The following is a 21,004-nucleotide window of genomic DNA, read 5'->3' as shown; positions in this document are numbered from 1 at the left end:
AAATAATAATTAATAACATTATCCCATTCGGGGTAACTCAGGAGAATTTCATATTAAAAAAATATCATTCCCAGTTTGTAAAACGGTTTAACTTCCGGTTCCAGTATCTGATCAGAAAAAATCCGAAAATCATACCTCCCAGGTGCGCGAAGTGTGCGACATTATCTCCCGGGTTGTTGGCAAAACCGAAATAGAGTTCCATTGCACCATAGGCAATGACGAACCATTTGGCCCTGATCGGGAAGAAGAAGTACAGGTAGATCAAAGCGTTAGGGAACATCATGCCAAAGGCAAGCAGAATGCCGAAAACAGCGCCTGAGGCACCTACGGTGGGTACATCCATTTTCAGAATTACCAGCTCATTCATGTAATTGGATGCCTGATTGATATATGCAGGATCGCCTGGATTCATTGACCATGAGTTGATAAACGAAGTCAGCTGACCCTGATACGGCGCGAAATGCTCGCCGATAAATGCGGCAAAGGCATCAGGGGAGGGCGACATCATGACCGCGGTAACATCTGACTGAATGCCTGAAATATTAATCCACAATACAACCATATGGACCAATGCAGCACCAATACCGGTGACAAAATAATAGGTAAGAAAGCGTTTTGGTCCCCAGACATGTTCCAGCGTATATCCGAACATCCATAAGGCAAACATATTGAAGAAAATATGTGTAAATCCGCCATGCAGGAACATGTATGTGACCAATTGCGCCGGATTGAACAAGGAAGAACCGAAGTAATGCATACCGAGATAGTCAACCAGGTCGATCTGATACACCTGCTTCAATGTAAGTTGAGCCAGAAAGAACAATCCGTTGATAATGAGCAGGTTTTTAACTACCGGAGGCAGCATTCCGAATCCCCTGGGCGAGTATTGCTGGTAATTCATAGTATTGCTGGGTTAATTGCCGAATCGTTTTTCAATTTCGTCCGCTTGAATGGTTACAATAATGGTTTTTCCCGAAGGACTGACATTGGGTACCTGGCAGGAAAAAAGGTCATCAACCAGCGATTGCATTTCTTCAGGCATCAGCACTTTGCCGGGTTTTACAGCCATATTACGTGCCATGGCCCTTGTCAGGTTTATTTTTTTATCAACTTTCAGGCCGAGTTGGTTATTTTTAAAGTTTTCAAGCACATTTTCAATAAGTGTCTGGATGTTTTCATCCACCAGATCCGCCGGAATTCCCCTGATGATATAGGAGTTCTGCCCGAAATGCTCTATCTGGAAACCGAACAGGGAAAATTCCTCCAACAGCTCTCTGATCAATTCCGCATCAGGCGCTGACAAATTAACAGTCTGGGGAAAGAGTTGTTGCTGAGAACTGGCTTTCTGTTGTTCAATCTTTTCAAGCATACGCTCGTAAAGCACCCGTTCATGGGCTGCCTGCTGGTCGATAATCATCAGACCTGACTTAACCCTGGAAACTATATATTTATTCTGGAATTGCATGAACCCCCTGCTTAAAGGCTCACTGTCAAAGTCGGCATCAATGGTAAGGGATTTTGCCCCGGACTGATCGGAAGGATGGTCATTACGGGCAAAATCATAAAGCTTTTCCCAGTCAGTGTTATCCTGCTGCTGAAGGGGAGCGGTCAGTTTTAATTCTGCCTGTTGTTTCTTTACAAACGGATTGTACTCCGGATTGATGTGGATGCCGGGTGCTACCACAGGCCGGTCTTTAGGAAAATAGGTGTCGAAACTCTTTTCAGCTTCAAAATCAAGGGTAGAAGAAAAACTGAATTTGCCGATCGCCTGTCTTACTGCCGACCGTAGCATGGAGTAGATTACCTGATGGTCAAGGAAATTGACTTCGGTCTTTGTCGGATGAATATTGATGTCAATCTTGGAAGGATCCACATCCAGATAAATGAAGTATGAAGGGAAATAGCCTTCCGGCAGCAGGTCGCTGAAGGCATCCTCCACGGCATGGTTGAGATAGGGGTGCCTGATAAAGCGGTTATTTGCAAAGAAATATTGCTCGCCTTTTGTTTTTTTTGCACTCTCCGGCTTGCCCGCATAACCGGAGATTTTCACCACATTGCTGTCCTGATTCACCGGTATCAGTTTCTCCTGAAAGCCGGATCCCATCAGGTTTATGATACGTTGCTTCAGGTTCGCGGCAGGCAATTGAAAAAGGACTTTCCCATTGCTATGGCAGCTAAACGCAATCTGAGGGTTGACCAGTGCCACCCGCTGAAATTCTTCCAGGATATGCCGCATTTCGGCAGCATCCGATTTAAGAAAATTCCTGCGTGCAGGAACATTGAAAAAAAGGTTTTTGATCAGAAAGGAAGTACCTGCAGTGCAGGCGCATGGTTGCTGGCTCTTTACCACGGAGCCTTCAATCACCAGATGGGTGCCGAGTTCGTCCTCCATCCGGCGGGTTTTAACTTCTACCTGTGCTATGGCTGCGATGGATGCAAGGGCTTCTCCGCGAAAGCCCAGGGTATGTATCCTGAAAAGATCAGCGGCCTCCTTGATTTTTGAGGTGGCATGGCGTTCAAAACTCATGCGCGCATCGGTTGCCGACATTCCGCACCCGTTGTCAATGACCTGAAGCAGGGTTTTCCCGGCGTCTTTCACGATAAGCTCAATATGCCCTGCACCGGCGTCAACAGCATTTTCAAGAAGCTCTTTCACCGCTGACGCAGGCCGCTGGATTACTTCTCCGGCAGCAATCTGGTTGGCAACCGAATCGGGAAGAAGCCTTATAATATCCGACATAATAGAAATGAGAAACTGTTTAACGGAAAAAAATAAAGTACAATAAAAGGATGGCTGCTATAATATAAATATAGAAAGTTCTTTGCGACGTTTGACGGTTGGAATTATCCCGCCTGCGCCACGATTCCCTTATTTTTAATTTCAGCCTTTCCGATTCAACTTCTTCGGGCTTTGTATATCTTTTCAGACGCTCCTCCATTTCTTCCTTCTTCTTATCATAAAACAAGGGCCGATAATTAAAGGATTTGGGCTTGCCGGTCTTAAATGCGACTATTTTCATGGCTGACTGGTTTTTGTGAAGGCCGGTATTACCCTATGAAGCATAAAATGATACGCAACCCATATAAAGCGGCTTTCCTCGTTTCCAATTTACAAAATTACCGATAATTTCAATAGTTTTGCAAACATCATCAGCCCGATGACGATGCCTGCATTTAATTTTCTGAATATGAAACTGCCGGAAGAGGAAAAATTGCACAAACTGATAGTGGTGGGTGACCGCGTTCTTATAAAGCCGCTCACCTTATCCAAAAAGACCAAAGGCGGGCTTTTTCTGCCACCTGGTTACAGCGAAAAAGAAGAGATACAGACCGGTTATGTTCTGAGAGCCGGACCGGGCTATCCGATCCCTGTCCCGGAAAATGAAGATGAGCCCTGGAAGCGGAGCGAGGGTGATAATATCCGCTACATTCCGTTGCAGGCAAAGGTGGGTGATCTGGCCATCTTTTTGCAGAAAGGCGCAATAGAGATTGTTTATAATGATGAGAAGTACTTTATTGTTTCTCAAAACTCTGTTCTCCTGCTCGAAAGGGAGGATGAACCTGAATAAAAACCTGAAAACACAGTTGAGCAGCTGCTCAGGCCCTGATTAATCCCATATTTATAATAATCTGAAAGGATTTTACGGAGGTAGTGGACGAATAGTTGCATAAAAAAAACCGGGGAGAACCCGGTTTTTTTTATAATTGACGTTAAATTAAGCTTTCACGATCGACGGATAACGTCTGCTGATCAGATAAAATCCTCCAAAAAGGACGGTATTGTAGAACAAGTCGCCAAGCAGGCCGTTGTTAAAAAACGGAATACCTGCCACATAAGCCTGCATCAAACCTGAGAAATCTGGTGAATAAGGCATCATACCACTCATCCATGAGGCAAAATTGGTAATCAGGAAGAAGATGACCGAAGAAGAAACGGATGCCAGGGCAACACTTCCGGCTTTCACATTTTTACCAAGCTTAAGGCCGATATAAACTGTTATTATGAAAGCAGCATACACTGCGAAAAGGGTGGAATGAAATCCCAGGAACAAATCGCTGAGCAGCATGGCAGCCAGCGGAACCAGAAAAGCAAGTGCTTTACGGTTAATGTAGGCACCGCCAAAGAGCGCGATGGCCGCAACAGGCGTAAAATTGGGCCAGTGAGGAACCAAACGCATCATTGCAGCGATAGCAATTGCTGATAAGACGAGAATTGTTCTGGTCGTAAAGAATTTCTTTTCCATGGTATGCTCTGTTTGTTTTGTGGCAAAATTAAAAAGGTTTTCGATTGGTTAACTGAAAGTATCAATTTTATTTGATAAATCCATTTTCTCAGCAGACAAACCGGTTTAAATGCAAATTAAATGTCAACCAAACTGCCGGAATTTTTGTTTCATTAAATCTCTGTCAAATCATTAAACCTTTGATTTTTTTGTAAAGGTGATTAACATCCTGATCAAAGATATGTTCATTATTTTTGTGAGGCAGACCAGAAACCTTTTTGATGGAATTAACTGGATAAAGGATTCTTGAACGAAGTGAATATGGTTAGAAAAGGCCCTGATAAAAAAAGGCCATAACCCTTATAAGCGAGCAGTCAGGAATGGATTCAGATTGATACTTTTGTTAAAAAGTTTCCCTGAATTATCAATAAAAATGCAGGTTCCTTTATCGGAGGTTCTTACAAAATTCCATAAGTTTGTCTCATCATTGACCAATATAAAAATGCAGTACAGGTACTTGTTTATACTATTCATTGTTATGGTTATGAATTCATGTAACCGGGATCGTTCGGCGGCAGATCTGATCATAGAAAATGCTGTGATTTACACTGCTGACAGTGGTTTTACTATTTATACCGCCATGGCAGTGTCCAGGGGAAAAGTCCTTGCGCTTGGCGACGACCGGTATATCCGTGAGAATTTCAATGCGGATTCTGTTTTCAATGCCGGTGGCCGGGCTGTATTTCCGGGTTTCATTGATGCGCACTGCCATTTTTACGGCTACGCCCTTCAAAAGCAGTATGCCGATCTCAGCTATTCAAATTCCTTTGAGCAATTGCTTGAAATTCTTCAGAAGCAAAATGAGGAATATCCCTCGGTTTGGCTGGCAGGCAGGGGGTGGGATCAGAATCGTTGGCCTGGCAGGTCTTTCCCTGATAATGAAGAGCTTAACCTTTTATTTCCCGATATTCCTGTTGTATTGGTGAGGATTGATGGGCATGCCGTGCTTGTTAACGATGCTGCCATCAAGCTTTCCGGGCTTACTCCCGACAGCATTCCTGACAAAAAGGAAGCTTTTGTGAAGGACGGTCGTTTTACCGGCATTTTTCTTGAGTCATATGCTGACCTTTTCAGGGAAATGGTGCCGGTTCCTGCCGGTAATGAGTTGACCATGATGATGAAAGAGGCTGCGCTGAATTGTCATAGTGTGGGGTTGACCATGGTGGCAGATGCCGGTCTCGATGCAACGACCATTGATTTTATCGACAGCCTGCACTCTGAGAATGAACTTAAAATGGCTGTTTATGCCATGATTACGCCAAATGAGGAGAATATCAACCGGTTTCTGAAAAAGGGAGTAAGGGTGAAACCCAAGCTCAGTATCCGTTCAGTCAAGATGTATGCCGACGGTGCGCTGGGGTCACGCGGCGCCTGTCTGCTTGAGCCCTATAGTGATCAACCCGGAAATAACGGGATAATGACCATTACTCCTGAAGAACTAGGCCGCATCTGCCTGATGGCATACGACAAGGGCTATCAGGTTAATTCGCATGCCATTGGTGATTCAGCGGTACGCATGGTGCTTGATGTTTACAGTAATTACCTTCTTCCTGAAAATGACCTGAGGTGGAGGGTTGAACATGCGCAGATTGTTGACCCTGATGATATCGGTAAATTCGGCGAATTTGCCATCATTCCTTCAATACAGGCAACCCATGCAACTTCTGATATGGGATGGGCCGGTCAGCGCCTGGGAAGCAAAAGGCTTAAAAATGCCTATGCTTACCGTAAGCTTCTTTCAGAAAACGGATGGATCCCCAATGGCACTGATTTTCCTATTGAAGGGATAAGCCCGGTAAATACATTTTATGCATCCGTGGCACGAAAAGATCTGAAAGGCAACCCTCCAAAGGGTTTCCAGCGTGAGAATGCCCTGACCCGGGAAGAAGCCCTCCGGTCCATCACCATATGGGCCGCCAAAGCCTGTTTTGAAGAAAACCGGCGTGGAAGTCTGGAACCGGGGAAAAACGCTGATTTTGTTATTCTGGACAGAGACATTATGGTAGTGCCCGAAAAAGAAATACCGCTGGCAAAGGTTTATGCTACGTATATTGATGGCCTGCCTGTGTATTCCAGGTAAATTCCGCTTCTGATTGAACAAACAGGATTGAAACACGTTTTACAACAACTTGATTTGTTGTAAGATGAAGATATTTTTTGCTGCCATATTACTCGTTTTGTCTGTGATGGCCTTGTCTGCCCAGGATATCCGCGTGGTAGATTACAACCAACTTAAACCATATCTTGAAAAAAAGAATGATACGATCTATGTGGTCAATTTCTGGGCTACCTGGTGTTTGCCCTGTGTAAAGGAAATGCCCTATTTTCAAAAGATTCACGATCAATATGCCGGTCGGGGGGTAAATGTCCTGCTGGTCAGCCTTGATTTTGTCAATCATATCGACAGCAGATTGAAACCCTTCATTCAAAAACACCAGCTTACCCCGGAAGTGATTGTACTTAACGATCCCGATGCAAATTCCTGGATAAGTCAGGTGAATCCGGCGTGGTCAGGCGCCTTGCCGGCTACACTTGTTTATGACGGACAATCGGTGGATTTTTACGAAAAAAGCTTTACTTACGAAGAATTGGAACAAATTGTTAAACAAAAACTTGAAAACAAATGAAAAAAATAATGCTTCTGCCGTTGCTGGCACTTCTATTTTCAATTGCGGCTATTGCCCAGGGTTACAAGGTGGGCGACAAAGCGACGGATTTCAAACTGAAAAATATCGACGGGAAATACGTTTCCATGAGTGATTATACTTCCGCAAAGGGTTTTATTGTAATTTTTACCTGCAATCATTGCCCATTCTCGGTGGCTTATGAAGACCGTATCATCGAAATTGACCTGAAATACAAAGAGCTGGGTTATCCGGTAATCGCCATCAATCCCAATGATCCGGTTCAGGTTCCCGCCGACAGTTTTGATGAAATGAGAAAGCGTGCGGCTGATAAGGGCTTTACCTTTCCATATCTGATTGATGAAGGTCAGAAGGTTTATCCGGCTTACGGCGCCACCCGCACTCCGCATGTATTCCTTCTGAATAAAGAGAATGACGGATTAAAAGTGGCGTATATCGGCGCCATTGATGACAACCATCAGGATGCCGGGGCCGTAAAAAGCCGGTATCTTGAAGATGCCGTGAAAGCCCTGATGAAAGGTGAAAAGCCTGCCGTTGACTTTACTAAAGCTGTCGGTTGCAGCATCAAGAAAGCAGCTAATTGATCCTGCTGTTTGCGCGGAATTACTGCAAAACCATTTCCCGGGCCGTTTAGGCCCGTTTTTTGTTGAAATTCTTTGCAATACTTTTCAGAATAGGAATTATTGCCGTTAATTTGCCGGAAACCTCACTCCGATGTCAATCCTGAGCGATTTATTTGGTTTGCCTGAACTTGAGCAGGAGCTTGAGTTCAAGACTTCGCGAAGCAGCGGGAAAGGCGGACAGCATGTGAACAAAACGGAAACCAGGGTTGAAATCCATTTCAGGATTCCTGAATCTGCTTTGCTGGATGATGGGCAGAAAGCTGTTTTGCTGGAGAAACTGGGTCACCGGCTATCTGAAGAAGGTGTCCTGCGGATGTATTCACAGAAATCGAGAAGTCAGCTGGCAAACAGGGATGATGTCGTCAGACGGTTTTATGAATTGATTGCTAAATCACTAAAGCCGGTAAAGAAGAGGATAAAGACATTACCCGGGAAATCCCAGAAAGAAGCGCGGCTGGCAGACAAAAAGGCATCCTCCAGGAAGAAGGAGTTGCGGAAAAATCCCCTGGATGATCTTTGAGTTTACCCTCTGATAAAATGCTTCATTTCGAATGGAATCACCATCGAGAATTCAATCAGTCCGGCAACTTTCCCGTCCTTCATCCAGGGGCTCTGAAAAATCAGTTTTTTCCGGCCGTTTTTCTCAATGGTATAAGTGTTTGGCTGCTGTCCGGCCAGCATTTGGTCCATAATTAATTTTGAGTTTTCATTATGACAATCTGCCAATGATTTGCCTATCAATGCTTTACCACCGGATTTTTCGAATACAAATGCTGCGGCATCATTCATTTCCAGAATGTTACCCTCAAGATCTGAGACAGTTATAGCTACAGGAATACCGTTAAACCAGTCGAAATTCATTGTTGAAGTGGGTTTAAATGAAAAAGGGGCAAATTGCTTTACCCCTTTGTTTGTGACTCCGACAGGATTCAAACCTGTAACCTTCTGATCCGTAGTCAGATGCTCTATTCAGTTGAGCTACGGAGCCTTATTGAGGGTGCAAAGATACACACTTTTCTTTATTTACAAAGAAAATTAGCTGATTTTTTAGCCAAAGTGCGGCCACAAGGTCTCTTTAGTCTTTGATAAATTTATGACCACAATATTTGCAGTATCGGGCATCATCGTCATGACCCTCATGCATACACTCCGGGCATACTCTGGTGGTAGTCGTATTTTTTTTCCGGTGAAGTGCTGAAAGTTCAACAGTCATAATACCGGTGGGCACCGCAATGATGGCATAGCCCAGAACCATCACCACGCTGGCAAAAAACTGCCCCACGCCGGTTTGAGGGGAAATATCACCATAACCAACTGTTGTCAGTGTTACGACTGCCCAGTATATACTTGTCGGGATATCTTTGAAGCCATATTTTGGTCCCTCAATCACGTACATGATGGCCCCGATGACAACTACCAGGACTGCGATGGAGGAGAGAAAAACCAGGATTTTGCGACTGCTGGCCAGCAGGGCTTTACGAAGAATGTTTGCCTCAGCCAGATAGTTGGAAAGTTTAAAAACCCTGAAAACCCTCATTAATCTGAGTATCCGGATCACCATGAGGTATTGGGTTCCCGGAAAAAGAAGGCTGATGTAAGTTGGTAAGATAGCCAGGAGGTCAACCACTCCGAAGAAACTAAAAATATAAACTGTTTTTCTCCTGATTACATAAATCCTCAGCATGTATTCAAGCGTAAACATGATTGTGAAAAACCATTCTCCTGCAGTAAAAAGAACCTGGTACTTTTCATTGTATTCATGCACACTCTCAACCACTACAAGGACAACGCTCAGAAGAATTGACCAGATCAGCACCACATCAAACAGTTTTCCTGCCGGGGTGTCGGCCTCGAAGATTATTTTGTAAAACTTCCGTTTTAATTTCTCATTTTCGGTAAACTCGATCATAATAGAGAAAAATTGAAACGTAAAAATACAGATTTTTTCAAGCGTGATGATTTGAATTGGTCAGCGTTCATGAATAGTCGCGGCTATTTTATAAATTTGCTAAAATAAAATCTTCAGTTATGGCATACAAAGGCGCAGAAACCCTGATTGCAAAATCAGAAAACGAGCTTCACATCACACCTAAAATGACAAATCGTCATGGATTGATTACAGGTGCAACGGGAACCGGTAAAACGGTTACCCTGCAGGTGCTTGCAGAATCATTCAGTCTGCAGGGGGTTCCGGTATTTATGACTGATATTAAAGGAGATCTTTCCGGAGTCAGCAAAGCCGGGGTTTCTGGTCAGAAGATCATCGACCGCGTTGAGAAACTAAAACTGGAAGGGTATGAAAATCGTGGATTCCCGGTTTGTTTCTGGGATGTTTTCGGCGAACAGGGCCATCCGATGCGCACAACCATTACCGAGATGGGGCCACTGTTGTTGTCGCGCCTGCTCAACCTGAACGATACCCAGGAAGGGGTGCTGAACCTGGCATTCAAAATTGCAGACGATGCCGGTCTGTTGCTGCTCGACCTCAAGGATATGAAATCACTGCTTGAGTATGTCGGAAATAACCGTGAGCAGTTCACCCTTTCGTACGGCAACATTTCTGCTGCAAGTATCGGCGCCATTCAGCGCAATCTGCTGGTGCTTGAACAACAGGGTGCGGATCATTTTTTTGGTGAACCTGCTTTTGATATACACGACCTTATGCAAACTGACGCAGACGGCAAGGGCATCCTGAATATCCTGGCTGCTGACAAGCTGATGCATTCGCCACGTATATATACCACCTTTCTGCTTTGGCTTTTATCTGAGCTGTTTGAGGAGCTTCCCGAGGTGGGTGATCCGGAAAAGCCTAAACTGGTTTTCTTCTTCGACGAAGCTCATTTGCTGTTCAACGAAGCGCCGAAAATCCTGCTTGAAAAAATTGAGCAGGTCGTAAGATTGATCCGGTCCAAAGGGGTGGGGGTTTATTTTGTTACCCAGAATCCGCTGGATGTTCCCGATACCGTGCTCGGGCAGCTTGGCAATCGTGTACAGCATGCCCTAAGGGCTTATACTCCCCGTGATCAGAAAGCCGTGAAAGCAGCCGCTACCACTTTCAGGGTAAATCCCGAACTTGATGTTGAGGCTGCCATTACGGAGCTGGGAGTAGGAGAGGCGTTGGTCTCATTTCTGGATCCCAGGGGTACGCCCATGATTGTGGAACGCGCCTACATTCTGCCGCCTTGTTCGCAGATTGGCCCGATTACCCCTGAAGAAAGGGAAAGGATCATCAGAAAGTCCGATGTATTTGGTGTTTACGAGAAAGCACTGGACCGGGAATCAGCCTTTGAAATTTTGCAGGAAAGGGTAAGCGAAGCCAACAGGATAAAGGAAGAAGCAGCTGCTGACGTTGCCCGGCGGAAAGAAGAACTTGCAAGGGCAAAAGAAGAAGCAGCGCTGGCCAGGGCCCAGGCGGCTAAAGAAAGGGCTGAAAGGGCACAAAAGAAAGCCAACCCGGATATCTTTACCGAACTGACCAAACAGGTTGGGCGCACCGCCACAAGGACGCTGGGCAATGAAATTGGCCGTAAACTCGTAAGAGGACTTCTCGGATCCATCTTTGGTGGCAGCCGCAAATAGCCTCAGTTTTCAGATTCAGTGCCTCCGAAAACCAACTGTTTATGTCAGAATGTACCCGTGAATTCTTCCTGTTAAATGATCAGTTGCTGCCTGTCCGCTTGTTCGACGGCCGGTTTAAACCTCCGGCAAATTATGTTTATGAGGTTTTCAGGGCTACCAGGGGCGTGGCGCTTTTTCTGGAAGATCATCTCGGACGATTTTTCCGTACAGCAGACCTCTCCGGAATGGTTATCGGAATTTCCGATTCTATGCTGAAGTCCGGTATAAAAAAGGTTATTGGTAACAATGGCCCTGACGACGGTAACCTGAAAATTTCATTATACACGGATAAGGACGGGCAGCAGCTCTTTATCTATTATACCCCGCATTTCTATCCTACATCAGAGGAATTCCGGACCGGAGTCAATACCGGACTGCTTTTTGCCGAACGAAACAACCCGAATGCAAAGGTTATGGATACCAGGCTGCGTGAGGAGGCAGACCTGATGAAAAAGGAGCAAGTCGTATACGAAGTGTTGCTGGTTGACCATGATGGTTTTATCACAGAAGGAAGCCGTTCCAATGTATTTTTCATTAAAGACAATTCACTGATTACCCCTCCGGCAGGAATGGTGCTGGAAGGAATAACCCGCAAGCAGATTATTCAGCTCGCGGCTGAAAACGAAATTCCGTTGAAAGAAGAAAAAGTACATCATCAAAACCTGAACAACTTTGACGGTTTGTTTATTTCCGGCACTTCTCGCCGGGTGCTTCCGGTCCGGAGGGTGAATGAACTTGAATTTCCTGTTACCGACCCGCTCATCACAAAACTGCAACAGCTTTTTGAGCAAAAGGTAAATGATTACCTGCAAAAATCTTGATTCAAGATTGGATTACGTATCCTGAGTACTGAATGACTTTCCGGTTTATCCGGGGTGTGAAATGCTCACAAAAAAAGAAGCTTACCCTTTTCCGGATAAGCCTCCTTATTTTTCAATTTGTTTTATAAAAGCTTAAAGCTTAGAGATATCATACATTACGTTGGCGTATGCACCTTCATTCAGTTTCTGCCTGAGTTCCTTGTAAGCGTTGATGGTATAGCTGACATCTTCCAGGGTATGAACGGCCGTGGGAATAAGGCGGAGCAGAATTACGCCTTTGGGCACAACCGGATACGTTACAATAGAGCAGAAGATGTTATAGTTTTCGCGCAGGTCTACCGTGATCTGGGTCGCTTCAGGTATGCCGCCTTCGAGAATTACCGGTGTAACGGGTGAAGCTGCGTTGCCCAGGTTGAATCCGGCCTCTTTCAATCCGCTTTGAAGTGCATTCACAATCTTCCAAAGATTATCCTTCAGTTCAGGATGTTTCCGGATCAGGTCAAGTCGTTTGAGCGACCCGATGACCATCGGCATCGGAAGAGATTTGGCAAAGGTCTGCGAACGCATATTATGCCGGAGATAATCCACGATATCAGCATTGGTAGCCACAAAAGCCCCGATACCTGCCATAGCTTTGGCAAAAGTGCCGAAGTAGATATCTACTCCGTCCATCACACCCTGTTCCTCATGTGTTCCTGCGCCGGTCGGCCCCATGGTGCCGAACCCATGGGCATCATCCACCAGCAGCCTGAAATTAAATTCTTTCTTCAATGCAACAATGTCCCTGAGGTTGCCCTGATCGCCGGTCATTCCATAAACGCCCTCGGTGATTACAAGGATTCCGCCGCCGGTTTCGTCAGTAAGTTTTTTGGCACGCTGCAACTGAATCTTAAGATTCTCCATATTATTATGAGGGAAAACAAAACGTTTACCCATATGCAGGCGGGCACCATCAATAATGCAGGCGTGTGCCTCACTGTCGTATACAATGGCATCATGCCGATCTACCAAAGAGTCGATAATTGACACCATGCCCTGATATCCGAAATTCAGTAAAAAAGCATCTTCTTTTCCCACAAAAGCAGCCAGTTCACGTTCCAGTTGCTCGTGATAGACCGTCTGGCCTGACATCATGCGGGCGCCCATAGGGTAAGCAAGCCCCCAATCTTTGGCAGCCTTTGCATCAACTTCGCGAACTTCCGGATGGTTGGCCAGGCCGAGGTAATTGTTTAGACTCCATACCAGCACATCCTTGCCCCTGAATTTCATGTGATTACTTATCTCACCCTCGAGCTTGGGAAACATGAAGTAACCGTCGGCCTGTTTGGCATACATCCCCAATGGACCTAAATTCCGGACTCTTTTATCAAAAATATCCACGATTGCTAATTTTAAAGTTTATAATTCCGTAAACTGCCTGCAAAGCTATGGAAATTTATCCATGCAGGAATTTTCAAAAGAGAAATTTAGTTGACATGTCTAACCTTTGATCCATATGGATGAACAAAGTGGAAACAGCCTTGTTAAGCTGTCCCCGAGGATTGATTGGTTACACTTTCCGTCACTATCGCAAGTTTCATGATCTGTGCTTAACTTTGACTTAAAATCTGTGTTTTAATGGAATCACCTGTCACCATTTTCTGGTTTCGCAGAGACCTGAGGCTTAATGACAACCACGGTCTTTACAGCGCACTGCAAAGCGGTCTGCCGGTATTGCCGGTTTTTGTTTTCGATGCTGCAATCCTCAACGGGCTTGAACCCGGTGATATCAGGGTGAATTTCATTCATGGAACAATTTCCGCACTTCACCGGCAACTGAAAGCATTGGGGAGCGGCCTGTCTGTTATTTACGATGAACCGGTTAAGGCTTTTGAAAAGCTTATTGCCCGTTTTCAGGTAAAAGCAATTTATACCAATCACGACTACGAGCCTTATGCCAAAGAAAGGGATGAGAAAGTCCGCAGGCTGCTTGCCGTAAAAGGCATTGATTTCCGTACTTTTAAGGATCAGGTGCTGTTCGAAGGCAGTGAAGCAGTAAAAAGCGATGGCATCCCTTACAGTGTTTTCACACCTTATAGCCGCAAATGGCTTGAATTGAAGAATCAGTCAGGTGTACCCGTTTATCCATCAGAATCGCTTGGAGATAAGTTTCTGAAGTACAAAGCGCCCGGCATTCCTGACCTTGAATCAATGGGCTTCAGGGGAAGTCCCATGGTTTATCCGGATAAAGAGATATCTCCCGAAACGCTGGTTCAGTATGCTTCTGCACGTGATATCCCCGGACTCGATAGTACCTCGAAACTCGGAATACACCTCAGGTTTGGAACCATAAGTGTGAGGGATTGCATCAGGGCAGGGGAGTTGTACAGTGCTTCATGGCTCAATGAACTTATCTGGCGGGAATTCTTCATGCAGATACTTTATCATTATCCGCATGTTGTTAAAGGTGCATTTAAGAAAGAATATGACCGTATCCAATGGCGCAACAATGAGGAAGAATTTAAAAGATGGTGCGAAGGAACAACAGGCTATCCATTGGTGGATGCAGGTATGCGGCAGCTGAATGAAACCGGTTATATGCACAACAGGGTAAGAATGGTAACAGCCGGTTTTCTCACCAAACATCTTCTGATCGACTGGCGGTGGGGGGAAGCTTATTTTGCGGCCAGGTTGCTTGATTTTGAATTATCTTCCAATAATGGAAACTGGCAATGGGCAGCGGGCAGCGGTTGTGATGCCGCGCCGTATTTCAGGATTTTTAATCCTGTTACGCAAGCCATGAAGTTCGACAGCGAAGGCAACTATATCCGTCGCTGGGTTTCTGAATTCGAAACACCCGCTTATCCGGCGCCGGTTGTGGATCATTCCTTAGCCCGGGCACGCTGCATGACAGCATACAGCATGGCGTTAAAACCCTGAACCGGAAATCCGGGAACTGCATAGAGAAACGGGCAGATATAGCTGATTTATCCGGGTTATGCTAAATTTTGTTAAGTTATAGCTGCTTGATAATATTATATGCTGACAGGGCGTTCATTGTGTCCTGAAAATAATTACTTTTGCGCCATGAATAGAAAAAGCATCTTTCTTCTGATATCCGGCTTGTTCATTGTGATTACCTCTTGCAGCAAATACCAGAAACTGCTCAAGAGCACCGACAATGAAGAGAAATATGAGCGGGCTATTGCCTACTATGAGGAAAAAGACTTTTACCGTGCCATTCAGCTCTTCGATCAGTTACAGGCGATTTACAGGGGAACGGAGCGCGCAGAAAAAATTGCTTTTTATTATGCCTATGCGCATTATGAGCAACGCGATTACATTCTGGCCAGCTACTATTTCAAGCAGTTTGCACGGAATTATCCCAACAGCAAGAATGCAGAAGAAGCGGCTTTCATGGGTGCTTATTGCAGTTACCTGGATTCCCCGCCTTCAAGCCTTGATCAGGTGGTTACCCTCGATGCCATCAAGGACCTGCAGCTTTTCATAAATCAGTACCCATCCAGTGAAAGGGTTGGACAGGCCAATGAATTGATTGATGAGTTGAGGCTGAAACTTGAAACCAAGGCGCTTAACATCGCGACACTTTATTACAAAATGGAAGATTACAAGGCGGCGATCATCAACTTTGAAAACCTTATCAAGGATTATCCTGATACCCGTTATCGCGAAATGGCTATGTATCACATAGCCAAAGCCTATTTTTCCTATGCTCAGAAAAGTATTGAAAGCAAAAAGGAAGAACGCTTTCAGCACACTTACGATGCAGTGGATAATTTTGCATCAAATTTTCCGGAGTCTTCTTACCTCAAAGAGTTAAGGAGCATTCAGAAAAATGCTTTAAAAGAATTAAACAACCTGTCAGATTTACAATAACAAACCTATGGATTTTAAAAGAGTAAAAACCGATACAGTCGCTGTAACGCGCAACATTCACAAAGTTATGGAACCTACCGGTAATATTTATGAATCGGTAGCAATCCTGTCAAAACGTGCAAACCAGATATCTCTTGAGATCAAAGAAGAACTGAATTCAAAGATTGCCGAATTTGCCGTGCCTAACGACAATCTTGAAGAGGTCTTTGAAAACCGAGAGCAGATTGAAATTGCCAAATATTATGAACATCTGCCGAAGCCAACCCTCATTGCTGTTCATGAATTCCTGAATGATCAGGTTTATTTCAGAAATCCGCACACCGAGTCTCAGGAATTATAATTCCGGATACATAAACACCTGTGATGCTGAAGGGAAAAAAAATACTTATAGGGATAACGGGCAGTATCGCAGCCTATAAGATCCCGTTGCTTATCCGGCTTCTGAAAAAAGAAGGTGCGGAGGTAAAAATTGTGATGACCCCCTGTGCAAAGGATTTCGTAACGCCCCTTACCCTTTCAACACTTTCGCAGCAACCCGTCCTTATTGAGCCATACGATAAAACCGATGGCAGCTGGAACAGTCATGTGGACTGGGGTCGCTGGGCCGATGTCTTTATCATGGCGCCGGTTTCTGCGAACACTTTGGCAAAAATGGCATCCGGCATTGCCGATAACCTGCTCACAACAACCTATCTTGCAGCCAAGTGCCCGGTCTTTTTCGCTCCGGCAATGGATCTGGATATGTTCCATCACCCGACTACCCAAAAAAACATTGATACCCTGCTTTCATACGGCAATCACCTGATTGCACCACAGGAAGGGGAACTTGCCAGCGGATTATGCGGTGCCGGCCGCATGGAAGAGCCTGAAGAAATTCTCAGGATTGTCAGGGATTTTTTTTTAAAATGTAATCACCTTTCAGGTAAGAAGGTATTGATTTCAGCCGGACCAACCTACGAATTGATTGATCCGGTCAGGTTTATCGGTAATTTTTCATCCGGAAAGATGGGATATGCCCTGGCTGAGGACGCAGCTGCCCGCGGAGCGCAGGTTGTGCTGGTTTCCGGACCGGTCGGTCTGAAACCCCTTCATCCGGGAATCAACTTGATCAGCGTTACATCGGCCGCACAAATGGCAGAGGCCTGCTTCAGCGAGTTCAAATCAAGCGATATCACCATAATGGCTGCAGCGGTTGCTGATTACACGGTAACCGATCCGGCGCCTGTCAAGATTAAGAAATCAGTCGACAAATTAACGATTGAACTTAGCAAAACGACAGATATCCTTGCAACGCTTGGTAAACAAAAACAGGCAGGACAATTTCTGGCTGGTTTTGCCCTCGAGACTGACAATGAAAAACCAAACGCACTGAGTAAGCTGAAAAATAAAAACCTTGACATGATCGTTCTTAATTCATTGAACGATCAGGGTGCCGGTTTCGGATACGACACCAATCAGGTTACCATTGTCATGGCTGATGGTGTTGAAACTGAGGTGCCCCTGAAATCGAAAAAGGATGTTGCCGCTGTTATTCTGGATGTCATTTCAGCAAGGCAATAGCAGAACCTTCCGGATTTAAAAACGAACTATGAAACACATCATCGTTATTTCCCTGTTCATCCTGGTATGTTTTTGCGCTAAAGCCCAGGAATTCAATGTTACTGTTCAGGTTACCTCTCCCCAGGTTGAAGGTACCGAAAAGAAGATTTTTGAAACGTTACAGCAGGAGTTATTTGATTTTGTAAACAACAGGAAGTGGACCAATTATATTTATAAACCTGAAGAGAGGATTGAAGGAACTATTCTTATCACTATTGAGCAACGATCAGGAGAAGATTTCAAGGGAAAAATCAATGTCGCCCTTCGCCGCCCGGTGTTTAAATCTTCATACAATACAACCCTGTTAAATTATCTGGATCGTGATTTTGAATTTAAATATGTTGAATTCCAGCCACTTGAGTATTCTGATAACGTATTCACTACCAACCTCACTTCAACCATAGCGTACTACCTGTATTTATATCTGGGGCTTGACGGTGATTCTTTTGCCAAGAATGGAGGCTCGCCATATTTTGCCAAGGCGCAGAACATCGTCAATATGGGACAGAATGCCAGGGAGAAAGGTTGGAAAGCATTTGAAGGCCAGAAAAACAGGTACTGGCTGATTGAGAACCTTACCAATCCAACCTACTCATCGGTAAGAGAAGCCTCGTACCGCTATCACCGTCTCGGGCTCGACCTGATGGCAGATGATGTGGAGGCAGGCCGTGCAGCCATTAATGAAAGCCTGGAGCTGCTTCGCAAAGCTAACCGCGAGCGGCCCGGATTGTTTATTCTTCAGCTTTTCCTCGAGGCTAAACGTGATGAACTGGTAAACATTTATTCTCAGGCATCACCGATGGATAAAACCAAAGCAGTGAATATTCTTAAAGAAATCGATCCTGCCAGTGCTTCTAAATACCAGCGCATACTTGAGGCTGCAAAATAAGCTTAGCAAATCAGGCCGGATTTTGTAAATTTACCCGTCGAACCTGAACCGGTTTATGCTGACGCGCCTTTCTATAACCAATTATGCCCTGATCAGAACGCTGGAAATCAATTTCAGCGAACCGTTTTCTGTGATTACCGGAGAGACCGGAGCCGGGAAATCCATCATCCTTGGTGCACTGGGCCTGATCCTTGGTCAGCGGGCCGAAAATCTCAGCCTTCCTGATAAAACAGCCAAATGCTGCATTGAGGGCACTTTTGATATCACAAATTGTGATCTGGAAGGATTCTTTAGTGAAAATGACCTTGATTATGACAATTCCTGCATCATCAGGAGAGAAATTAGCCCCCAGGGAAAGTCACGCGCATTTATCAATGATACGCCGGTCGGACTGAATCAACTCAAAGAGTTGACATCCCGGCTGATCGATGTGCATTCGCAACACCAGACACTTTTGCTTCAGGAATCGGCCTTTCAGTTGTCTGTGGTGGATTCGGTAGCCGGAAACCGTGCGCTGCTTGCTGACTATGGGATGGTTTTCAGATCTCTGATTGAGATGGAAAAGAATCTCGGAATATTGCTGACAAAGAATCAGGAAGCCAGAACAGAGCAGGATTATCTGAATTTCCTTTTTGATGAACTGGAGAAAGCGGCGCTCAGACCCGGAGAACAGGAGTTGCTGGAACGGGAAGCGGAAGTGCTCGGGCATGCCGAAGAGATTAAGGCCAGGCTGTTCAATGCGGCAGAAATGCTGATCAACAGTGAGGACAATATCCTCCGCAGGTTGAATGAGGTGGCCAACCTGCTTCAGCAGGCGGGCAGGCACCATCCGGAGGCAGGTTCATTTACTGAAAGGCTTTCCGCCTGCATCATTGAACTTAAAGACATTGCAGAAGCCGTCAACCACCTGGATGAAGCCACTGTTTATAATCCCGAAAAACTTGTTGAAATCAACGATCGCCTGGCTTTTCTATATAGCCTGGAGCATAAGCATCATGTGAAATCAACAGATGAACTGCTCGAAAAGAAATTAGCGATTGAGGAAAAAATTAATGGCATTGCTTCCCTGGATGAACAGATCGAAAAGCTGAGACAACAGATTTCCGACACCAGAAAGGAGTTGACCCGCCTGGCTGATGAACTTGCCGTTCAGAGACGGAAATTTTCCAGATCCATCGAAGAGGCTGTGTTACAAACCATCCGGCAACTGGGCATTAAAGATGCCGGATTTAATTTGGATATCAGCAAGTTGCAGGAACCCGGACCGTTTGGAACCGACAGGGTCAGATTTATGTTCAGTGCCAATAAAGGCAGTGAACTAAACGAATTGTCAAAGATTGCCTCAGGGGGGGAACTTTCACGCCTGATGCTGGCCGTAAAATCGCTGATTTCTTCAAACAACCTGCTTCCGACCATTATATTTGATGAAATCGACAGCGGAATTTCCGGTGATGTGGCTGCAAAGGTTGGAGCCATTCTCACAAAGATGTCTGAAAAAATGCAGGTGATCGTGATTACACACCTGCCGCATATTGCCGGTAAAAGCAATGAACATTTCAAGGTTTATAAATACAATGAAAACGGGAAAACTTTCTCAACCATTGTGAAATTGAAAAACGATGAAAGGGTTTCGGAGCTTGCCATGATGATCAGTGGTAATCCTGATCTGGAAGCCGCCCGGGAAACTGCCCGCGAACTGCTCAAAAACAAATAAAGGTTTAATTTGTTTGACTGCTGAATAACATCGGCTTTTTGCCTGAACCAAATCATATTTTATGGCTTATAATTTACTCAAAGGAAAAAAAGGAATTATTTTCGGTGCACTCAACAGCAATTCAATTGCCTGGAAGATAGCTGAAAGGGCGCACGAAGAAGGAGCTGAGCTGGTATTGACCAATACCCCTCTGGCAATCCGTATGGGTGATATGGACGAACTTGCCGCAAAAACAGGTTCTCAGATGATCGCTGCTGACGCAACCAGCGTAACCGATCTTGAAAACCTTTTCAGCAAAGCTATGGAGATTTTTGGCGGACAGATTGATTTTGTGCTGCACTCCATCGGAATGTCGCCCAATGTGCGTAAAAAGTTGCCTTACGACGACATTAATTACGACTTTTTCGCCAAAACCCTTGACATTTCAGCTATTTCTTTTCATAAAATGATACAGGTGGCCAAGAAAACGGATGCCATCCGCGAATGGGGTTCTATAGTTGCAGTATCCTACATCGCCGCTCAACGTACCCTGTTTGAATACAACGATATGGCCGATGCCAAAGCGGTACTGGAATCCATTGCACGGAGTTTCGGATATATTTACGGCCGTGAAAAACATGTCAGAATCAATACCATTTCGCAGTCTCCGACGCCCACAACAGCAGGGCAGGGGGTAAAAGGCTTCTCAGGATTGATGGATTTTACCGAACGGATGTCACCACTAGGCAATGCCACTGCCGATGAGTGCGCCGACTATTGCATTACACTTTTTTCTGACCTGACCAAAAAGGTAACCATGCAGAATCTCTATCACGATGGCGGATTCAGCAGCATGGGTATGAGTGCCAGAGCCATGACCCAGTACAATAAAAGTCTTGAATGTAAAGAATGTCAGGAGAATCCCCTGAACAGGCAGGATGCTGAACTATAAATAAC

Annotated in this window: 21 protein-coding genes and 1 tRNA gene; 14 read left to right on the top strand and 8 right to left on the bottom strand. The window is 45.1% G+C overall.

Annotated elements, in window-relative coordinates; all coding sequences use genetic code 11:
• Positions 1 to 64: 64 nt before the first annotated feature.
• Genes TBC1_RS13745 through TBC1_RS13735 form a run of 3 tightly spaced genes read right to left on the bottom strand, consistent with a single transcriptional unit; the run spans position 65 to position 3,020 of the window.
• Entirely contained in the window at positions 65 to 862 is a 798-nt protein-coding gene (locus TBC1_RS13745) for a rhomboid family intramembrane serine protease (RefSeq protein ID WP_172668934.1), read from the bottom strand.
• Between the two features lie 51 nt (positions 863 to 913).
• Positions 914 to 2,740: a DNA mismatch repair endonuclease MutL gene (mutL, locus tag TBC1_RS13740; protein WP_062044080.1), complete on the bottom strand. Its 1,827-nt coding sequence runs from the start codon at positions 2,738 to 2,740 to the stop codon at positions 914 to 916.
• Positions 2,741 to 2,759: 19 nt separating this feature from the next.
• Positions 2,760 to 3,020, bottom strand: a complete 261-nt coding sequence (locus TBC1_RS13735) for a hypothetical protein (protein WP_062044077.1) — start codon at positions 3,018 to 3,020, stop codon at positions 2,760 to 2,762.
• 168 nt (positions 3,021 to 3,188) lie between these two features.
• Here TBC1_RS13735 and TBC1_RS13730 point away from each other — a divergent pair, with 168 nt between their 5' ends.
• Entirely contained in the window at positions 3,189 to 3,569 is a 381-nt protein-coding gene (locus TBC1_RS13730; RefSeq protein WP_062045581.1) for a co-chaperone GroES, read from the top strand.
• 147 nt (positions 3,570 to 3,716) lie between these two features.
• Here TBC1_RS13730 and TBC1_RS13725 read toward each other — a convergent pair whose 3' ends face one another.
• Positions 3,717 to 4,244 carry a DUF6580 family putative transport protein gene (locus TBC1_RS13725; RefSeq protein WP_062044074.1) on the bottom strand — a complete coding sequence of 176 codons (528 nt, stop codon included), beginning with the start codon at positions 4,242 to 4,244 and terminating at the stop codon, positions 3,717 to 3,719.
• 523 nt (positions 4,245 to 4,767) lie between these two features.
• Between TBC1_RS13725 and TBC1_RS13720 the strand changes: the two genes are divergently transcribed.
• The 4 genes from TBC1_RS13720 to arfB all read left to right on the top strand — a co-directional run bounded on the left by TBC1_RS13720 (position 4,768) and on the right by arfB (position 8,071).
• Positions 4,768 to 6,363 (top strand): amidohydrolase, encoded by a 1,596-nt coding sequence (locus tag TBC1_RS13720; RefSeq protein WP_172668903.1) that lies wholly within the window; start codon positions 4,768 to 4,770, stop codon positions 6,361 to 6,363.
• A gap of 64 nt (positions 6,364 to 6,427) precedes the next feature.
• Complete coding sequence (locus TBC1_RS13715) at positions 6,428 to 6,910, top strand: TlpA disulfide reductase family protein (protein ID WP_062044067.1); 483 nt, start codon at positions 6,428 to 6,430, stop codon at positions 6,908 to 6,910.
• Entirely contained in the window at positions 6,907 to 7,512 is a 606-nt protein-coding gene (locus TBC1_RS13710) for a thioredoxin family protein (RefSeq protein ID WP_062044064.1), read from the top strand. The genes TBC1_RS13715 and TBC1_RS13710 overlap by 4 nt, the downstream gene beginning before the upstream one ends.
• Before the next feature lie 130 nt (positions 7,513 to 7,642).
• Positions 7,643 to 8,071, top strand: a complete 429-nt coding sequence (gene arfB, locus TBC1_RS13705) for an alternative ribosome rescue aminoacyl-tRNA hydrolase ArfB (protein WP_062044061.1) — start codon at positions 7,643 to 7,645, stop codon at positions 8,069 to 8,071.
• Positions 8,072 to 8,073: 2 nt separating this feature from the next.
• Here the strand turns inward: arfB and TBC1_RS13700 are convergent, their stop codons facing one another.
• The 3 genes from TBC1_RS13700 to TBC1_RS13690 form a co-directional block, all read right to left on the bottom strand.
• Positions 8,074 to 8,412 (bottom strand): PAS domain-containing protein, encoded by a 339-nt coding sequence (locus tag TBC1_RS13700; RefSeq protein ID WP_062044058.1) that lies wholly within the window; start codon positions 8,410 to 8,412, stop codon positions 8,074 to 8,076.
• Positions 8,413 to 8,465: 53 nt separating this feature from the next.
• Positions 8,466 to 8,539: transfer RNA gene (locus TBC1_RS13695), tRNA-Arg, on the bottom strand.
• 87 nt (positions 8,540 to 8,626) lie between these two features.
• Positions 8,627 to 9,460 carry an ion transporter gene (locus TBC1_RS13690; RefSeq protein WP_062044055.1) on the bottom strand — a complete coding sequence of 278 codons (834 nt, stop codon included), beginning with the start codon at positions 9,458 to 9,460 and terminating at the stop codon, positions 8,627 to 8,629.
• A gap of 119 nt (positions 9,461 to 9,579) precedes the next feature.
• On the opposite strand from TBC1_RS13690, the gene TBC1_RS13685 reads away from it, so the two are divergent.
• Together TBC1_RS13685 and TBC1_RS13680 are read left to right on the top strand one after the other, a co-directional pair.
• Complete coding sequence (locus TBC1_RS13685) at positions 9,580 to 11,130, top strand: helicase HerA-like domain-containing protein (protein WP_062044052.1); 1,551 nt, start codon at positions 9,580 to 9,582, stop codon at positions 11,128 to 11,130.
• Positions 11,131 to 11,171: 41 nt separating this feature from the next.
• Positions 11,172 to 11,990, top strand: coding sequence for an aminotransferase class IV (locus TBC1_RS13680; RefSeq protein ID WP_062044049.1), 819 nt, complete (start codon positions 11,172 to 11,174; stop codon positions 11,988 to 11,990).
• Positions 11,991 to 12,122: 132 nt separating this feature from the next.
• On the opposite strand, the gene TBC1_RS13675 is transcribed toward TBC1_RS13680, so the two are convergent.
• Entirely contained in the window at positions 12,123 to 13,373 is a 1,251-nt protein-coding gene (locus tag TBC1_RS13675; RefSeq protein ID WP_201781713.1) for an aminotransferase class I/II-fold pyridoxal phosphate-dependent enzyme, read from the bottom strand.
• Between the two features lie 234 nt (positions 13,374 to 13,607).
• Between TBC1_RS13675 and TBC1_RS13670 the strand changes: the two genes are divergently transcribed.
• The 7 genes from TBC1_RS13670 (at position 13,608) to TBC1_RS13640 (ending at position 20,999) form a co-directional block, all read left to right on the top strand.
• The gene (locus TBC1_RS13670) at positions 13,608 to 14,909 is read left to right on the top strand and encodes a cryptochrome/photolyase family protein (protein ID WP_062044043.1); all 1,302 of its coding nucleotides are present in this window, start codon (positions 13,608 to 13,610) and stop codon (positions 14,907 to 14,909) included.
• Positions 14,910 to 15,056: 147 nt separating this feature from the next.
• On the top strand, positions 15,057 to 15,866 hold the full coding sequence (locus tag TBC1_RS13665) for an outer membrane protein assembly factor BamD (protein ID WP_062044040.1): 810 nt from the start codon (positions 15,057 to 15,059) through the stop codon (positions 15,864 to 15,866).
• Positions 15,867 to 15,873: 7 nt separating this feature from the next.
• Positions 15,874 to 16,206, top strand: a complete 333-nt coding sequence (locus tag TBC1_RS13660) for a DNA-directed RNA polymerase subunit omega (protein WP_062044037.1) — start codon at positions 15,874 to 15,876, stop codon at positions 16,204 to 16,206.
• A 23-nt stretch (positions 16,207 to 16,229) separates the two neighbouring features.
• Positions 16,230 to 17,426: a bifunctional phosphopantothenoylcysteine decarboxylase/phosphopantothenate--cysteine ligase CoaBC gene (gene coaBC, locus TBC1_RS13655; RefSeq protein WP_082189634.1), complete on the top strand. Its 1,197-nt coding sequence runs from the start codon at positions 16,230 to 16,232 to the stop codon at positions 17,424 to 17,426.
• Between the two features lie 28 nt (positions 17,427 to 17,454).
• The gene (gene porD, locus TBC1_RS13650) at positions 17,455 to 18,354 is read left to right on the top strand and encodes a type IX secretion system protein PorD (protein ID WP_062044032.1); all 900 of its coding nucleotides are present in this window, start codon (positions 17,455 to 17,457) and stop codon (positions 18,352 to 18,354) included.
• A 55-nt stretch (positions 18,355 to 18,409) separates the two neighbouring features.
• Complete coding sequence (recN, locus tag TBC1_RS13645) at positions 18,410 to 20,068, top strand: DNA repair protein RecN (RefSeq protein ID WP_062044028.1); 1,659 nt, start codon at positions 18,410 to 18,412, stop codon at positions 20,066 to 20,068.
• A gap of 61 nt (positions 20,069 to 20,129) precedes the next feature.
• Entirely contained in the window at positions 20,130 to 20,999 is an 870-nt protein-coding gene (locus TBC1_RS13640) for an enoyl-ACP reductase FabI (protein ID WP_062044025.1), read from the top strand.
• Positions 21,000 to 21,004: the final 5 nt, after the last annotated feature.

This window comes from Lentimicrobium saccharophilum (genome assembly GCF_001192835.1).
Taxonomy (GTDB): Bacteria; Bacteroidota; Bacteroidia; order Bacteroidales; family Lentimicrobiaceae; genus Lentimicrobium; species Lentimicrobium saccharophilum.
This window is presented reverse-complemented; position numbering and strand designations above follow the sequence as displayed.